The organism is Stenotrophomonas sp. ESTM1D_MKCIP4_1 (genome assembly GCF_003086895.1).
GTDB lineage: Bacteria > Pseudomonadota > Gammaproteobacteria > Xanthomonadales > Xanthomonadaceae > Stenotrophomonas.
The window spans coordinates 127,681-143,899 of record NZ_CP026004.1 but is presented as its reverse complement, the minus strand read 5'-3'; the positions used below and the strand labels follow the sequence as shown (position 1 = coordinate 143,899).

Sequence of the window (16,219 nt, the reverse complement as noted above, 5' to 3'; positions counted from 1 at the left end):
CCTTGCAGAGACGTGACTTCCTCGCCCTCACCGGGCTTACCGCAGGCGGCCTGATCGTGCCGTCGTTCTTCGGCAAGGCGATCGCCGCCGAGCAGCTGCAGAGCACGCTGGACCTGGGCCTGAAGAAGCGCCTGGCCGATGCTGCGCTGGCCGCTGCCCGCCAAGCCGGCGCCACCTACTGCGATGTACGCATCGGCCGCTACCTGCGGCAGTTCGTCATCACCCGCGAGGACAAGGTGCAGAACGTGGTCAACACCGAGTCCACCGGCGTCGGCATCCGCGTGATCGTCAACGGCGCCTGGGGCTTTGCCGCCACCAATGCGCTGGGCACAGCCGACGTAGCGCGTGCCGCGCAGCAGGCCGCGGCCATCGCCAAGGCCAACGCGGGCGTGCAGACCGCACCGGTACAGCTGGCCAAGGCCCCGGGCGTGGGTGAAGTGAGCTGGCGCACGCCCATCCGCAAGAACGCCATGGAGGTGCCGATCAAGGAAAAGGTCGACCTGCTGCTGGACGTCAATGCCGCCGCGCTGGGTGCCGGCGCCAGTTTCGTCAATTCGATGCTGTTCCTGGTCAACGAGCAGAAGTATTTCGCCTCCACCGATGGCTCCTACATCGACCAGGACGTGCACCGCATCTGGGCACCGATGACGGTCACCGCCATCGACAAGGCCAGCGGCAAGTTCCGCACCCGCGAAGGCCTGTCCGCGCCGATGGGCCTGGGCTACGAATACCTGGACGGCGCTGCCGCCGGCAAGGTGCTCACCCCCAACGGCGTGGTGAACTACGGCTCCTCCTACGACATGAAGGAAGATGCCATCGCTGCAGCGAAGCAGGCACAGGAAAAATTGAAGGCACCGTCGGTGAAGCCCGGCAAGTACGACCTGATCCTCGATCCGTCGCACACCTGGCTGACCATCCACGAGTCGATCGGCCACCCGCTGGAACTGGACCGCGTACTCGGCTACGAAGCCAACTACGCCGGCACCAGCTTCGCCACCCTGGACAAGCGCGAGCAGCATTTCCAGTACGGCAGCGAGCACGTCAACATCTTCGCCGACAAGACCCAGCCGGGCAGCCTCGGCGCGGTCGCTTACGACGATGAAGGCGTGAAGTGCAAGCGCTGGGACCTGATCAGCAACGGCAAGCTGGTCGACTACCAGACCATCCGCGACCAGGCCCATATCCTCGGCAAGACCGAGTCCGATGGCTGCTGCTACGCCGATTCCTGGTCCAGCGTGCAGTTCCAGCGCATGGCCAACGTGTCGATGGCGCCGGGCAAGACCCCGCTCAGCGTCCCGGACATGATCAAGGACGTCGAGAACGGCATCTACATCATCGGCGACGGCTCGTTCTCCATCGACCAGCAGCGCTACAACGCGCAGTTCGGCGGCCAGCTGTTCTACGAGATCAAGAACGGCAGGATCACCCGCATGCTGGAAGACGTGGCCTACCAGATCCGCACGCCGGAGTTCTGGAACGCCTGCACCGCCGTGGCCGACGAGCGCGACTACCGCCTGGGCGGTTCGTTCTTCGACGGCAAGGGCCAGCCGGGCCAGGTCTCGGCGGTCTCGCATGGCTCGTCCACCGCGCGCTTCAACGGCATCAACGTCATCAACACCGCACGCAGCCTCGGCTGACCGGTCAGGAGCCCTTACACCATGAGTATCTTCACCGAAGCCCAGGCCAAGGCCATCCTCGACAAGGTCATTGCCCTGTCCAAGGCCGATGAGTGCACCGCCGTGCTGGCCGGTTCGATCAACGGCAACATCCGTTTCGCCCTGAACAACGTGTCCACCAGTGGCATCGTGGACAACACCGAACTGGCTGTCACCGTGGCCTTCGGCAAGCGCGTGGGCACCGCCTCGATCAACGAGTTCGACGATGCCGCGCTGGAACGCGTGGTGCGCCGCGCCGAGGACCTGGCCCGCCTGGCCCCGGAGAACCCGGAGTTCATGCCGGCCATCGGCAAGCAGACCTACCGCGCCAGCCCCACCTTCAGCGAATCCACCGCTGCCATCGATCCGGCGTTCCGCGCCAAGGTCGCCGCCGATTCCATTGCGCCGTGCCGTGGCAACGGCCTGATCGCCGCCGGCTTCCTGGAAGATGGCCAGGGCTTCTATGCCACCGCCAACAGCAACGGCAACTTCGGCTACCAGCGCAGCACCAGCTTCGACTACACCTGCACCGTGCGCACCGAAGACGGCCGTGGTTCGGGCTGGGTCGGCCGCAACCTGAAGGACGCGGCGGACTTCAAGGCCGACCAGGACATCCGCATCGCCATGCGCAAGGCCACCGAATCCTCGGAAGCCAAGGCGCTGGAACCGGGCAAGTACACGGTCATTCTCGAGCCGGCCGCCGCTGCAGGCCTGATCAGCTTCATGATGAACTTCTTCAGCGCACGCTCGGCCGATGAAGGCCGCAGCTTCCTGTCCAAGAAGGGCGGCGGCAACAAGCTGGGCGAACAGGTCTATGACCCGCGTGTGAGCATGTACGCCGACCCGTGGCATGCCGAGGCACCGGTACTGCCGTGGGATGGCGAGGGCATGCCGCGCGAGCGCATGGCCATCATCGAGAACGGCAAGGTCGCCAACCTGGATTACTCGCGCTTCTGGGCGCAGAAGCAGGGCAAGACCGCCAAGGCCACGCCGGGCAACCTGCTCATGAGTGGTGGCGACAAGAGCACCGCCGACCTGGTCCGCGGCACCCAGAAGGGCATCCTGGTCACGCGCACCTGGTACATCCGCATGGTCGACCCGCAGACCGTGCTGCTGACCGGCCTGACCCGCGATGGCACCTTCTACATCGAGAACGGCCAGATCAAGCACCCGGTGAAGAACTTCCGCTTCAACGAATCGCCGGTGATCATGCTCAACAACATCGAAGAACTGGGCAAGCCGGTGCGCGTGGCCGGTGATGAATCCAGCTTCGTGATGATGATTCCGCCGATGAAGCTGCGCGATTTCACCTTCACCTCGCTGTCCGACGCCGTCTGATGGATCGCCGGGCCTGCCTGCGCTGGTTGGCCGCTGCCGCTTCGGCGGCAGCGCTGCCAGCCTTCGCACAGGCAGGCCCGCGCAGTTCGCGTTACGACTTCTGGTTCACCCGCCTGCAGTACGACTCCGGCGACTGGGACGTGGACGCGCGCATGCCGTCCAACCTCATCACCTCGCTGATCGACTACACCTCGCTGCGGGTGGACCCGCAGGAGCACGTGGTGGCGCTGGCCGACCCGCGCATGCTCGAAGCCCCGTTCTGCTACCTGGCCGGGCACACCCTGGTGGAGTTCAACGCCGCCGAACGGCAGAACTTCGTGCGCTACGTGCGCAACGGCGGCTTCGTCTTCGTCGACGACTGCAACCATGACATCGACGGCCTGTTCGCCACCTCGTTCGAGGCGCAGATGGGTCGGCTGTTCGGGCCCAGGGCCCTGCAGAAGCTGCCCAACAGCCATGCGCTGTACCGCAGCTTCTTCCGCTTCCCCGACGGCCCGCCCGCCACCGGCTTCGAGCTCAATGGCTGGGGCGATGACCTGGTGCACGATTACCTGAAGGGCATTGAGGTCGATGGCCGCCTGGGCGTGCTCTACAGCAACAAGGATTACGGCTGCGAGTGGGACTACGACTGGCGCAACAAGCGTTTCCTGGCCGAAGACAACACCCGCTTCGGCGTCAACATCGTGATGTACGCATTGAACAATTGAACGGACCACGCCCATGACCGCGCTCGACCTTGATTCCCTGCTGCCACGCCTGGATGCGCTGCGCAGTGCCCTGGCCCGTGCCGTGGTCGGCCAGCACACGGTGGTCGAGCAGCTGCTGATCGGCCTGCTGGCCGGTGGCCACTGCCTGCTGGAAGGCGCACCCGGCCTGGGCAAGACCCTGCTGGTACGCTCGCTGGGGCAGGCACTGGAGCTGAAGTTCCGCCGCGTGCAGTTCACGCCGGACCTGATGCCCAGCGACATCCTGGGCACCGAGCTGCTGGAAGAAGACCACGGCACCGGCCATCGCCATTTCCGCTTCCAGCAGGGCCCCATCTTCACGAATCTTCTGCTGGCCGACGAACTCAACCGCACCCCGCCCAAGACCCAGGCGGCGCTGCTGGAAGCGATGCAGGAGCGCACGGTCAGCTACGCGGGCACCACCTATGCGCTGCCCGCGCCGTTCTTCGTGCTGGCCACCCAGAACCCGATCGAGCAGGCCGGCACCTACCCGCTGCCCGAAGCGCAGCTGGACCGCTTCCTGCTGCACGTGCTGGTGGACTACCCCAGCGAGGACGAGGAGCGCCGGATCCTGGAACAGACCACGGGCGGCGCGACCGAAGCCGTGCCCAAGGTGCTGGACGCCGAGGCGGTGATCGCGCTGCAGGCGGCCGTACGCCAGGTGCATGTCAGCCCCGATGTCCTGGCCTGGATCACCCGTCTGGTGCGCGCCAGCCGCCCCGGCGAGGGTGCACCGGCCGCCATCAACCAGTGGGTGAAATGGGGTGCCGGCCCGCGCGCGGGACAGTCGCTGGTACTGGCCGCCAAGGCGCGTGCGCTGCTGCAGGGGCGCTTCGCCGCCACCCGCGAGGACGTGCAGGCACTGGCCGCACCGGTCATGCGCCATCGCCTGCTGCTGTCCTTTGCCGCCGAAGCCGAACAGAAGCGGGCCGACGACGTGGTCGCCGCCCTGCTGCAGGCCGTGCCGTTCCCGGGGTGAGGCGCGCGTGAGCACCGCAACGCCGTTGACCCTGCCACCGGAACTGCGTGCGCGCCTGCGCGCGTTGCGCCTGCGGCCGCGCCTGGCCAGTGGCGCCAGCGGCATCGGCCAGCACGCCAGCCGCAGCCGCGGTGCCGGGCTGGAATTCGCCCAGTACCGCGCCTACGAACCCGGCGACGAACTGCGGCAGATCGACTGGAAACTCTACGCGCGCTCGGATCGCTTCTTCGTGCGCGAATCCGAACGCGAAAGCCCGATCACCGTCTGGCTGCTGCTCGACGCCACCGCTTCGGCCGGGCAGGCCGACCGCGCGGTGCCGCAGCGCACCCGCCTGGACCACATGCGCGGCCTGGCCGCCTGCGTGGTCGAACTGGCCCTGCAGCAGGGTGATCGGTTCGGCCTGCTGGCGATCAATGGCGACGGTCTGCAGCTGGTGCCGGCCGGCAACGGCGCACGCCAGCGCGACCGCGTGCACCTGCAGCTGCATGCCCTGCAGGCACGCGGTGGCTGGCCGGCGGCCGAGCGCCTGCGCCCGTTGTGGGAACGCGTACGCCCGGGCGATCTGCTGCTGGCCATCGGCGATGGCTTCGATGAGGCAGGCATCGTGCTGCTGGAGCAGCTGGCCAGTGCGCGCCGCGAGGTGATGCTGCTGCAGGTGCTGACTGCCGACGAGCGCGACTTCCCGTTCGACGCCGGCCATCGTTTCCGCGATCCGGAAACCGGTGACGAACTGCTGGGTGATGGCGCGGCCATCCGCGCCGACTACCTGCAGCGCTTCGCTGCCGCGCATAGTGCGCTGCAATCGCGCCTGCAGGCCGGCGGCATCGCCAGCGCCACCGGCTGGCTCGACCAGCCATTGGACCAGCCGCTGCAGGCGCTGTTCGGGCGCGGGGGCGGCGCATGAACCTGCTGTTCCCGCTGGGCCTGGCGGCGCTGGCAGCGTGGCTGTTGCCGCTGCTGATCCACCTGGCCCGCCGCCATCCCTATACGCCACTGGACTTCGCGGCACTGCGCTGGCTGCGCGCGCAGATCCGCCCACGCCAACGCATCCGCTTCGATGATTGGCCCCTGCTGCTGGTACGCCTGCTGTTGCTGGCCGCGTTGGCGTTGCTGCTGGCACGCCCGGCTCTGAGTGGCAGCGCGCCCTGGCCCGGCACGTGGACGGTGGTGGCGCCCGGGCTGGATGCCAGCGCACTGCGCGGCCGCAGTGAAGACAGCCACTGGCATTGGCTGGCGCCAGGTTTCCCGACCACCGACCAGCCCGCTCCCGACGCATCCGCGCCGTTGCCCAGCTTGTTGCGCGAACTCGATGCGCAGCTGCCCGCCGGCACGGCGCTGACCGTGCATGTGCCCGATCCGCTGCCGGGCCTGGAGGGTGCACGCCTGCAGCTGTCACGTCCCGTGCAGTGGCAGCCCCATGCCATGCCCCTCCCCAGCACCCCGGCGGCCGTGGCCGCACCGCGCCTGCGCGTGCATGCCGAGGCACCGGCCAGCGCCCGGCATTGGATCGGTGCGCTGCAGCGCGCGTGGAGCAGCCAAGCCGCCAACGATCTGCCCGCCGGTACGCTGCCCGCGCGTGGTGAGATCGCCGTGTGGGGCCGGGGCGATGCCCTGCCGGCGGAGTGGCAGGCCTGGCTGCGCGACGGTGGCAGCGTGCTCACCGCGGCCACGCCTGCGCCGCAGGCCGGCATCCTGCTGCGGAGTGCCGAAGGTGCCCCGCTGCTGTGGCAGCAACGCGTCGGCCAGGGTCGCCTGCTGTCGCTGCCCGGCGAATGGGACGCCGCGGGCAACGCGGCACTGCGTGATGCCCGCCTGCCACAGGCCCTGCTGCTGGCCCTGCAGCCGCCAGCACCGCCGCGCGTGGGCGCTGCGCAGGACCAGGCACCGCTGCAGGTGGCCCTGCCGGCAGCCACCGCCCCACCGCGCGAGCTGACCCCATGGCTGCTGCTGGCCATCGTGCTGCTGTTCGCACTGGAACGCGTGGTGGCCAGCCGCGCGGCGCGGAGGCCGGCATGAACGCACTGCAGCGCACCTGGCAACGCGCACGCCGCCGCCGCGCCAGCATCACCCTGCTGCTCGGCCTGCCGTGGGCCCTGGCCGCCACCGCGCTGGCCCTGCGCCTGACCGGTTTCGATGCGGCCTGCGTGGTTGCCACGTTGGCGCTGCTCGCCTGCGCGGGCATGGCTGTGGCAGGCGCGCGCCACCTGGACCGGCGTTGGCTGCAACGCCAGCTCGATGGCAGCGGCCGCAGCGAAGACAGCGCCGATCTACTGTTCACCGATGCCGCCCGGCTCAACCCGCTGCAGCAGCGCCAGCGCGCGCATGTGCTGGCCGCGCTGGAACATGCGATGCCGGACCTGCGGCCACGCTGGCCGCGCGCGGCACTGGCGCTGTGCTGGATCGGCGGCATGGCCATCGCTCTGCTGGCGTTGGGCTGGCCGCGCAGCACCGGCATACCGGCGGAACCCGGCAGCACGGCATCGGCACCCGCTGTGGCGGCAGGCCCGCTGCAGCTGCAGTCCACCCGCCTGCAGATTGATGCGCCGGCCTACACCGGGCAGGGCACGCTCACCCGCAACGCACTGGACGCCAAAGTCGCCGCCGACAGCCGGCTGTCCTGGTCACTGCGCTTCGACCGCCGCCCCGCCACGGCATGGCTGCAGTTCCACGATGGGCGCCGGCTGCCCCTGCACGAACGCGATGGCCAGTGGCAGGCGCAGGATGTGGCACGCGCGCCGGCGCTGTACCGCGTGGTGAGCGAACCGGCGCTGGCCAGCACGCGTCTGTACCGGCTGGACGTCGTGGCCGACCGCGCACCCAGCGTGCGCGTGCTGGAACCCGCTGCCAGCCTGGTGCTGGGCACGCCTGGGCAGCGGCAGTGGACGCTGCGCTTCGAGGCCACCGATGACTACGGCGTGGCCGCGCAGGCGAAGCTGTCCATCACCACCACCCAGGGCAGCGGCGAGAACATCACGTTCGTCCAGCGCAGCGTGACCCTCAGCGGCAGCGGCGAACCGACCGCGCGGCGCTTCGCCCACACGCTGGATCTGGCCGCGCTGGGTGCGCAGCCCGGCAACGATGTGATCGCCCAGCTGGAGGTGCGCGACAACCATACCCCCAGCGCGCAGACCGGCCGCAGCAGCAGCGTGATCCTGCGCCTGCCGACCACGGAGGTAGCGCTGGGTGCCGAACTGGAAGGCCGCATCAAGAAGACGCTGCCCGCCTACTTCCGCAGCCAGCGGCAGATCATCATCGATGCCGAAGCACTCATCCGCCAACGCCGCAGCCTGGCCGCCGACACCTTTGTCAGCCGCAGCGATGCCATCGGCGTCGACCAGCGCATCCTGCGCCTGCGCTATGGCCAGTTCCTCGGCGAAGAAAGCGAAGGCGCAGCGAAGCCTCCACCGACCAGCGATCTGCCCACCAGCGATGCGCCCACCGCAGACGCGCACGATCACGAGGACCACGGCGACAGCGACGGCCACGACCACGGCGGCACGGCCAGCAGCGCCGATACGCCACCGGTCTTCGGCAGCGCCACCGACGTGCTGTCCGAGTATGGCCACACCCACGACCACGCCGAAGCGGCCACGCTGCTCGACCCACAGACGCGCGCCACGCTGAAGGCCGCGCTGGACCAGATGTGGTCGGCAGAAGGCGAGCTGCGCCAGGGTCGGCCCGAGCAGGCGCTGCCGTTCGCCTACAAGGCACTGGCCTTCATCAAACAGGTCCAGCAGGCCGAACGCATCTACCTGGCCCGGGTGGGTCCGGAACTGCCGCCCATCGACGAAAGCCGACGCCTGAGTGGCGACCGCAGCGGACTGGCCAGCCGTGAACTGCCGTTGGCCGCGCGCACGCCGCCCGACCCGGCCATCGTCGAGGCATGGCAGCGGCTGGGCGACGGCGATGGCATGCCCGACCTGGATGCGCTGGCCGGCTGGCAGCAGCGCAACGCCGCCTTCCTGCCCGATGCACTGGACCTGGCCGCCGCCATCGAACAACTGCGGATCGAACCGGACTGCCTCAACTGCCGCCAACAACTGCGTGCGCAGCTGTGGCGCGCCCTGCAGCGGCCGCTGCCGCAGGTGATGCGACGCACGGCCGCCGACGCGATGGGCCAGCGCTACCTGGATGCGCTGGAGACTCAGCCATGAATGCCACCTCGTTGAACCTGTGGCTGGCCCTCGCCCTGGCAGCCATCGTCCTCATCGCCAGCGTGCTGCAGCTGCGCGCACCGACCGCGCATCGCGGCCGACGCGCGGTGCGGCTGGCCCTGCAGGCCGGCGCCGCCGTGCTGCTGTACTTCTGCCTGCTGCCGCCCAGCCAGCAGCGGCCTGCGGGGGGGCTGGTCGTGTTCGCTGCAGATGCGAACGCCGCCGGCGCATTCCCGGCCAGCGATGGTCCGCTGCTGTTGTTGCCGGAGGCCGCGGATGCAGCCGGTGGCCAGCGCGTGCCTGATCTGGCCACGGCCTTGCGTCAGCACCCGGCGTCCATGCTCACCCTGGTCGGCGCCGGGCTGGACGCGCGCGATCGCGATGCCGTGCTGCCGATGAATGTGCAATGGCAGGCCGCGCCTGCGCCGCGTGGCTGGATCGCGCTGCAGCCGCCCGCAGATGCCGCGCCCGGTGCGCGCTTCGAGGTGCACGCACAGGCGCAGGGCGTACCGGATGGACGCGCCGAACTGCTGGACCCGGCCGGCACCGTGGTGGATCGTGCGGCACTGGCCGCCGATGGCCGCGTGCAGCTCAGCGGCATCGCCCGCGCGCCTGGCCGCAGCGTGTTCCGTCTGCGCCTGCTGGATACCCAGGCACACGTGCTGGACAGCGTGCCGGTGCCGCAGCAGACACAGCCGAGCGCCGCGCTGCAGCTGTTGGTACGCGCCAGCGCACCCGGCCCGGAACTGAAGTACCTGCGCCGCTGGGCCACCGATGCCGGCCTGCAGGTGCAGGTGCAGGCCGATGCCGGCGCAGGCCTCAGCGTGGGCGACGGCGCCGTGCCGCTGGATGCCGCCGCGCTCGCGCGCAGCGATCTGCTGCTGCTGGACGAACGCAGCCTGGCCGCGCTCAGCGGCGGGCAGCTTGCCGCCGTGCGCCAGGCCCTGCGCGATGGCATCGGCGTGCTTGTACGCAGCGCAGGCGCACCCTCGGCCAGCGCGCGCCAACGCCTGCGCGATCTCGGCCTGCCGTTGCAGGGTGATGGCAGCAGCCACCTGGTCGAACTGCCCGGCGACGGTGAAAGCACGATGCTCGCCGCGCGGCGCGGGCCACTTGCGTCCAGCACCCTGCCCACCGCCGATGGCGATGCGGCAGATCGCAGCTCGCACAGCGCTGCGCTCCCCGCGCTGGAAGCGCTGGCGCTGCAGGTCACCGGCAGTACGGCCCTGCTGCACGACACTGCGGGCAAGGCACTTGGGGGATGGCGCAGCGTCGGCAAGGGCCGCATCGGCCTGCTGCCCATCACCGACAGCTGGCGCTGGGTGCTGGCCGGTCGTGATGATCGCCATGGTGAACTCTGGAGCGATGTGATCAGCGCGCTGGCGCGCGCGCAGGCCGACGCCCGTCCGCTGTGGTCACCGCAGCCGCAGGCCTGGGCGGGCGAGCGCGTTGCCCTGTGTGGCGTGCAGGCGCCGCTGCAGGCCTTCGATGCGAAGGGTGCGGGTGTGCCGCTGCTCGTGGATGGCGCCACGGCATCCCAGCGCTGCGCCGGCTGGTGGCCGCGCGATGCCGGCTGGCAGCGCCTGCAGCATGGCGACATGACCATCTGGCGCTATGTGTTCGACCCGAAGGACGCACCGGCCCTGCATCGGCAGGCAATGATCGATGCAACGACACGCGCGCTGTCCACGGCCGCCCAGGTGAATGCCGCGGCGATGCAACCCGTACCCGGCCCGCGCTGGCCGTGGTGGCTGGCGTTCGTGCTGTGCGCATCGCTGCTGTGGTGGCTGGAACGGCGCATATGAAAACCGGGGTCAGATCCCTTTCGCCTGCGAAAGGGCTCTGACCCTGCCACACGGAACGCGAACAGCATCCACGCATGGCGTGGATCTACTGCGCGGTAAGGATTCCTTTCGCTCGCGAAAGGGCTCTGACCCCACTGTTCACCTCAACGCGCCCCGGTACGCCGGTACACCCCGTCGAACCGCACGTTCATGCCGCCGCATTCGCTGTTGTCCGATACTACCAGCACATCCCCCAGCAACTGGGCGTGCACCGTGCAGCTGTCCTCGACGAAATCCACCTGGCTGCCGCGCGGCGTGGCCTGCGCTTCCACCTGCCCCATGTTCGGCCCATACGGCCGCTGTTGCGGCGTGGGGTTGGCCGAGGGCCAGTAGGCATCGCCCTCCACCTGCAGCTGGTTGCCACGCACGCGGATACGCAGCCCGTTGTCGCCATCTTTCCAGTCACCGGCCCAGCGCTGCAGCGTTGGCGTCACCTGCGCTACCGGCTGCAGCTTGCTGCGGTCCACCCAGCCGGCGCTGCCGCCCACCTTGTTGGGGAAAAACGCGCAGCGGTACGGTCCCAGGTCACGGCCGGTCACCACCGTGTCTCCGCTCACCACGTAGCTGCGCTGGCGGCAGGCGGGCTCGCCCTTGGCCGGGCAGCCGTCCGTGTCACCCAGCAGATACAAGCGCTGCGTGCCCACCACCTTGGCCACGGCGAAATCCGATTGGGCGGAAGGAAACGCGCCGTTGCGGCACGAGCCGTCATCGGCCAGGTCGCTGGCAGCGGCGGCCAGCGGGCTCAACGCGGCAAGCAGGAGAAGGGAGCGCAGCAGCATCCAGGCAGCCTCGAAAGGAAAGGCGGCAGGATAGCGCCTACCTCCCGACCGGGGAGTCGCAGCCATCCTGCTGCTCGCAGAACTGCTGTGCACGACGCTGCTGTTCGGCGGTCAGTTCCGGCGGTGGCCGGGCAATGGCGGACTGGATCTGGTCGGGGCCTCCGGTCAGCTTGTTCAGACCGCGGCCCGCCGCCAGCACGCCCTTCACCACACCCATCATGATGTAGCCACCGCCCATGCTCACCTGCTCGGGCGACGGCGGCTCGCTCCAGTCGCGGCTGAAGCGGTTGTCGCCGAACTTCACCGGGTTCTTGAAGCGGTACAGATCCACGGGTTCATCGTCTTCGGGCTTGATCGCGCGCACTTCGCCCAACGTGGTGACATCATCCTGCGGCGGCGCGGCCAACGGTGATGGCGCAGCGGGCTCGACCACCGGCGGGGCGGCCGTGGGGGCGGGCTCGGCCAGTGGCGCAGACTGCTGCGCATGCGCGGTGACGGCCAGCATCATGCCGGCCAGAAGTGCTCCCTGCGGGTTCCGTCGTGCCACAGCCCTTGCCCTGTCTGTTGCGTGCAACCCCCGAGGATACGCATCGCAGCTTCAGATTTCGTTTGCCGCAGTGCAGGCGTTCAGCCCGCGATGGCGAAGGCCCCGCGGTGCGGCAGCGGGCCAACGCACTGAATGGTTCACTGCATCCCGGCACGTTGTCTCACACCCTGAGACCCATCTGTGGTGCCATGTGACCCCTCGCAATCCGTACTGGCTCCATCTTCCATGGCCTACGAACTCGCCAAGCGCACGGCCGACGCCGAGCAGAAACTCGCCACCCGCGACGGCCTGCCCGCCCGCGATGGCGCCCTGCTCAGCGCGCGCCTGCAGCGCCGCTACCACGATCGCATCACCGGCAGTTTCGCCATTCCCGGCCGCGAGGGCCGCTACGCGCCCATTCCCGATTCGGTGCCGCCGGCCCTGGCCGCCGCGCTGAAGGCGCGCGGCATCGAGCAGCTCTACAGCCACCAGGCTGAAGCGTGGGATGCCAGCCAGCGCGGCGAACACGTGGCCATCGTCACCCCCACCGCCAGCGGCAAGTCGCTGTGCTACACCCTGCCGGTGGTCAGCGCGGCCACGCAGGACAAGGCCAAAGCGCTGTATCTGTTCCCCACCAAGGCCCTGGCCCAGGACCAGGTGGCCGAACTGCTGGAACTCAACCGTGCAGGTGATCTGGGGGTCAAGGCCTTCACCTTCGATGGTGACACCCCCGGTGATGCGCGCCAGGCCATCCGCCTGCACGGCGACATCGTGGTGTCCAACCCGGACATGCTGCACCAGGCCATCCTGCCCCACCACACCAAGTGGGCGCAGTTCTTCGAGAACCTGCGTTACATCGTCATCGACGAGGTGCACACCTATCGCGGTGTGTTCGGCAGCCATGTCACCAACGTGCTGCGCCGGCTCAAGCGCATCTGCGCGTTCTACGGCGTGCAACCACAGTTCATCCTGTGCTCGGCCACCATCGGCAACCCGCAGGCGCATGCCGAAGCATTGATCGAGGCGCCGGTCACCGCCATCACCGAATCGGGCGCACCCAGCGGGCCCAAGCAGGTGCTGTTGTGGAACCCGCCTGTGGTCAATCCGGACCTGGGCCTGCGCGCCTCGGCACGCTCGCAGAGCAACCGCATCGCCCGCATCGCGATCAAATCCGGGCTGAAGACCCTGGTGTTCGCGCAGACGCGGTTGATGGTGGAAGTGCTGACCAAGTACCTGAAGGACATCTTCGACCACGACCCGCGCAAGCCGCCCCGCATCCGCGCCTACCGCGGTGGCTACCTGCCCACCGAACGCCGCGAGACCGAACGGGCGATGCGCGCGGGCAACATCGACGGCATCGTCAGCACGTCGGCGCTGGAACTGGGCGTGGATATCGGCAGCCTGGACGTGGTCATCCTCAACGGCTACCCCGGCAGCGTGGCCGCCACCTGGCAGCGCTTCGGCCGCGCCGGCCGCCGCCAGCAACCCGCGCTGGGGGTGATGGTGGCCAGTTCACAGCCGCTGGACCAGTACGTGGTGCGGCACCCGGATTTTTTTGCCGAAGCCTCGCCCGAACACGCGCGCATCGCTCCGGACCAGCCGCTGATCCTGTTCGACCATATCCGCTGCGCGGCGTTCGAGCTGCCGTTCCGGGTCGGTGATGGCTTCGGCCCGATCGACCCGGAAGTGTTCCTGGAAGCGCTGGCCGAAACCGAAGTCATCCATCGCGAAGGCGAGCGCTGGGAATGGATCGCCGACAGCTATCCGGCCAACGCGGTCAGCCTGCGCGCAGTGGCCGACGGCAACTTCGTGGTGGTCGACCGCAGCGATGGCCGCCAGCAGATCATTGCCGAAGTCGACTATTCGGCTGCCGCGCTCACCTTGTACGAAGGTGCCATCCACATGGTGCAGTCCACCCCGTACCAGGTGGAAACGCTGGACTGGGAGGGCCGCAAGGCCTACGTCACGCGCACCCATGTGGATTACTACACCGACAGCATCGACTTCACCAAGCTCAAGGTGCTGGACCGTTTCGATGGTGGTGTGGCCGGGCGTGGCGATTCCCATCACGGCGAAGTGCACGTGGTGCGCCGCGTGGCCGGCTACAAGAAGATCCGCTACTACACGCACGAAAACATCGGCTACGGCCCGGTGAACCTGCCGGACCAGGAGCTGCATACCACCGCGGTCTGGTGGCAGCTGCCGCAGGCTCTGCTGCTGCGCGCGTTCGCCAGCAAGCAGGATGCGCTGGATGGTTTTCTTGGCGCCGCCTATGCGCTGCACATCGTCGCTACCGTGGCGGTGATGGCCGATGCGCGTGACCTGCAGAAGTCGGTCGGCAACGGCGATGGTTCCTGGTTCGCGATCGCCGACCAGAGTGGCCGTGGCCAGCTGCGCGGCAGCGAGGGGGATCCCGGCATCGTCGAACTACTGCAGGAATTCGTGCCGACCGTGTACCTGTACGACAATTTCCCCGGCGGTGTCGGCCTCAGCGAACCGCTGTGGCAGCGCCAGGCCGAGCTGGTGCAGCGCGCGCGCGAGCTGGTGCAGCGCTGCGACTGCAAGGCCGGCTGCCCGGCCTGCGTCGGACCGGTGCTGGCCGCGCAGGAAGAAGATGAAACCTCGCCGCGTGCGCTGGCGCTGCGCGTGCTCGACCTGTTCGATGCGCAGGCCTGCCAGCACGTGCGCGACGTGGTGGTGACCAGCCGCGACCCGATGGAGCTGCTGGCACCGTGAGCCTCAGCCTGGACAAACTGCGCCTGCTGCGGAAGCAGGCCGGCGACCCGAAGGCGGGCACGCCGGCCGTGCCCGAGGCGCCGCCCGCCGCACCGCCGCCGGTGGCCGCCAACGATGCACGGCAACCTGCGGCCGAACGTTCGGTGTTTGCGTGGGTGGAACAGGAGATACGCCACAAGCCGACCGGCGCGGCCGCACCTGCCACGGCATCCGCACCGCTGCGTCGTCCGGAGGTGGGCAGCCTGCATCGCCTGCTCGGCCTGCGCACACGGGGGGCGGCCGCGCCAGCACGCGCCAACGCCCAGGACCGGCAGCTGCCCGGCGAGGAGATCGCACCGGGCCTGTTCCTGATCGAGTCGCTGCAGCCCCAGCCGATTCCTGCGCAGCCGTTGTCGCTGGGTTTCGCCCGCCGCGAAGGCGAGCACGTGGCAGCGCGCGATCTGCTGTTCTTCGATACCGAAACCACTGGCCTGGCCGGCGGCACCGGCACCCGCGCCTTCATGATCGGCGCCGCCGACTGGCATGCGTGCCCGCAGCGCGGCGAAGGCCTGCGCATCCGCCAGCTGCTGATGTCCACCATGGCCGCCGAGGACGCGATGCTGGCTACCTTCGCCAGCTGGCTGCAGCCGTCCACCGTGTTCTGCAGCTACAACGGCCGCAGCTATGACGCACCGCTGCTGAAGGCGCGTTACCGGCTGGCCCGGCAGCGTTGCCCGATCACCGCACTGGACCATGTGGACCTGCTCTACCCCACCCGCAGGCGTTATCGCGGCAGCTGGGAGAACTGCAAGCTGTCCACCATCGAGCGCCAGCTGCTGCGCGTGGTGCGCGAGGATGACCTGCCCGGTTCGGAAGCGCCTGCGGCATGGCTGCGCTACCTGCGCGGCGGCGATGCAGTGAACCTGCGCCGCGTGGCCGACCACAACCACCAGGACGTGGTGACCCTGGCCCTGCTGCTGCAGCGGCTGATCCGCGAGGAACAGCGCGAGCGCGAAACGCTGGCGCTGGTGCAGCCCTAGCCACGCGCGGATTCAGGCGGCGTTGACACTACTGACACGCGCAGCGGCGACACTGCCCGCTGTCCCTACACCGGAGCCGTACCCATGCGTCCGACCTCAATGCTGCTGCTGGCCAGCATCCTGCCGCTCGCAGCCTGCAGTCACGCGGGTGCCAACAGCACCGCCGATACCGGCAGCCTGCCGGCCAAGGTCTCCGATGGCCCGCAGGAATGCCGTCCCGACGCACTGGAAGCGTTCACCGGCAAAACCGCCGATGAGGCCACGATCAAAAAACTGGTGGCTGACAGCGGCGCTCGCAATGCCCGGGTGGTGAAGCCGGGCATGGCGGTGACGATGGATTTCCGTCAGGACCGGGTGACCGTGCACGTGGACGCGCAGAACAAGATCGAACGCGCCAGCTGCGGTTGATGTTCCCGGCCAGCGGCCGGCACTACCCCATCTGCTGGTAGTGCCGGCCGCTGGCC

General features: G+C 69.1%; 13 protein-coding genes. 11 read left to right on the top strand and 2 right to left on the bottom strand.

Features of this window, described 5'->3' with window-relative positions; genetic code table 11:
* Nucleotides 1-2: 2 nt before the first annotated feature.
* Genes C1924_RS00575 through C1924_RS00540 form a run of 8 tightly spaced genes read left to right on the top strand, consistent with a single transcriptional unit; the run spans nucleotide 3 to nucleotide 10,656 of the window.
* On the top strand, nucleotides 3-1,637 hold the full coding sequence (locus C1924_RS00575; protein WP_108763607.1) for a TldD/PmbA family protein: 1,635 nt from the start codon (nucleotides 3-5) through the stop codon (nucleotides 1,635-1,637).
* 21 nt (nucleotides 1,638-1,658) lie between these two features.
* On the top strand, nucleotides 1,659-2,993 hold the full coding sequence (locus tag C1924_RS00570) for a TldD/PmbA family protein (protein WP_108763606.1): 1,335 nt from the start codon (nucleotides 1,659-1,661) through the stop codon (nucleotides 2,991-2,993).
* Nucleotides 2,993-3,700 carry a DUF4159 domain-containing protein gene (locus tag C1924_RS00565; protein ID WP_108763605.1) on the top strand — a complete coding sequence of 236 codons (708 nt, stop codon included), beginning with the start codon at nucleotides 2,993-2,995 and terminating at the stop codon, nucleotides 3,698-3,700. Before C1924_RS00570 ends, C1924_RS00565 begins: the two co-directional genes overlap by 1 nt.
* 13 nt (nucleotides 3,701-3,713) lie before the next feature.
* The gene (locus C1924_RS00560) at nucleotides 3,714-4,697 is read left to right on the top strand and encodes a MoxR family ATPase (protein WP_108763604.1); all 984 of its coding nucleotides are present in this window, start codon (nucleotides 3,714-3,716) and stop codon (nucleotides 4,695-4,697) included.
* A 7-nt stretch (nucleotides 4,698-4,704) separates the two neighbouring features.
* Nucleotides 4,705-5,601, top strand: coding sequence for a DUF58 domain-containing protein (locus C1924_RS00555; RefSeq protein ID WP_108763603.1), 897 nt, complete (start codon nucleotides 4,705-4,707; stop codon nucleotides 5,599-5,601).
* Nucleotides 5,598-6,713, top strand: a complete 1,116-nt coding sequence (locus C1924_RS00550; RefSeq protein WP_108763602.1) for a BatA domain-containing protein — start codon at nucleotides 5,598-5,600, stop codon at nucleotides 6,711-6,713. Before C1924_RS00555 ends, C1924_RS00550 begins: the two co-directional genes overlap by 4 nt.
* Nucleotides 6,710-8,851, top strand: a complete 2,142-nt coding sequence (locus tag C1924_RS00545) for a hypothetical protein (RefSeq protein WP_108763601.1) — start codon at nucleotides 6,710-6,712, stop codon at nucleotides 8,849-8,851. Before C1924_RS00550 ends, C1924_RS00545 begins: the two co-directional genes overlap by 4 nt.
* Nucleotides 8,848-10,656 carry a hypothetical protein gene (locus C1924_RS00540; protein ID WP_108763600.1) on the top strand — a complete coding sequence of 603 codons (1,809 nt, stop codon included), beginning with the start codon at nucleotides 8,848-8,850 and terminating at the stop codon, nucleotides 10,654-10,656. The genes C1924_RS00545 and C1924_RS00540 overlap by 4 nt, the downstream gene beginning before the upstream one ends.
* 143 nt (nucleotides 10,657-10,799) lie before the next feature.
* Here C1924_RS00540 and C1924_RS00535 read toward each other — a convergent pair whose 3' ends face one another.
* Together C1924_RS00535 and C1924_RS00530 are read right to left on the bottom strand one after the other, a co-directional pair.
* Nucleotides 10,800-11,474: a hypothetical protein gene (locus tag C1924_RS00535; protein WP_108763599.1), complete on the bottom strand. Its 675-nt coding sequence runs from the start codon at nucleotides 11,472-11,474 to the stop codon at nucleotides 10,800-10,802.
* Nucleotides 11,475-11,511: 37 nt separating this feature from the next.
* On the bottom strand, nucleotides 11,512-11,982 hold the full coding sequence (locus tag C1924_RS00530) for a hypothetical protein (protein WP_108763598.1): 471 nt from the start codon (nucleotides 11,980-11,982) through the stop codon (nucleotides 11,512-11,514).
* Between the two features lie 264 nt (nucleotides 11,983-12,246).
* Between C1924_RS00530 and C1924_RS00525 the strand changes: the two genes are divergently transcribed.
* The 3 genes from C1924_RS00525 (at nucleotide 12,247) to C1924_RS00515 (ending at nucleotide 16,163) form a co-directional block, all read left to right on the top strand.
* A complete protein-coding gene (locus C1924_RS00525; protein ID WP_108763597.1) occupies nucleotides 12,247-14,736 on the top strand; it encodes a DEAD/DEAH box helicase in 2,490 nt (829 codons plus the stop codon).
* Entirely contained in the window at nucleotides 14,733-15,755 is a 1,023-nt protein-coding gene (locus C1924_RS00520; RefSeq protein WP_108763596.1) for a ribonuclease H-like domain-containing protein, read from the top strand. The genes C1924_RS00525 and C1924_RS00520 overlap by 4 nt, the downstream gene beginning before the upstream one ends.
* Before the next feature lie 84 nt (nucleotides 15,756-15,839).
* Nucleotides 15,840-16,163, top strand: a complete 324-nt coding sequence (locus tag C1924_RS00515; RefSeq protein ID WP_108763595.1) for an I78 family peptidase inhibitor — start codon at nucleotides 15,840-15,842, stop codon at nucleotides 16,161-16,163.
* Nucleotides 16,164-16,219: the final 56 nt, after the last annotated feature.

What these genes read in the sequence shown, in the direction of transcription:
- C1924_RS00570 (WP_108763606.1), top strand. Translation starts at nt 1,659, where the DNA reads ATGAGTATCTTCACCGAAGCCCAGGCCAAGGCCATCCTCGACAAGGTC.
- C1924_RS00565 (WP_108763605.1), top strand. Translation starts at nt 2,993, where the DNA reads ATGGATCGCCGGGCCTGCCTGCGCTGGTTGGCCGCTGCCGCTTCGGCG.
- C1924_RS00560 (WP_108763604.1), top strand. Translation starts at nt 3,714, where the DNA reads ATGACCGCGCTCGACCTTGATTCCCTGCTGCCACGCCTGGATGCGCTG.
- C1924_RS00550 (WP_108763602.1), top strand. Translation starts at nt 5,598, where the DNA reads ATGAACCTGCTGTTCCCGCTGGGCCTGGCGGCGCTGGCAGCGTGGCTG.
- C1924_RS00545 (WP_108763601.1), top strand. Translation starts at nt 6,710, where the DNA reads ATGAACGCACTGCAGCGCACCTGGCAACGCGCACGCCGCCGCCGCGCC.
- C1924_RS00540 (WP_108763600.1), top strand. Translation starts at nt 8,848, where the DNA reads ATGAATGCCACCTCGTTGAACCTGTGGCTGGCCCTCGCCCTGGCAGCC.
- C1924_RS00535 (WP_108763599.1), bottom strand. Translation starts at nt 11,474, where the DNA reads ATGCTGCTGCGCTCCCTTCTCCTGCTTGCCGCGTTGAGCCCGCTGGCC.
- C1924_RS00530 (WP_108763598.1), bottom strand. Translation starts at nt 11,982, where the DNA reads ATGATGCTGGCCGTCACCGCGCATGCGCAGCAGTCTGCGCCACTGGCC.
- C1924_RS00525 (WP_108763597.1), top strand. Translation starts at nt 12,247, where the DNA reads ATGGCCTACGAACTCGCCAAGCGCACGGCCGACGCCGAGCAGAAACTC.
- C1924_RS00515 (WP_108763595.1), top strand. Translation starts at nt 15,840, where the DNA reads ATGCGTCCGACCTCAATGCTGCTGCTGGCCAGCATCCTGCCGCTCGCA.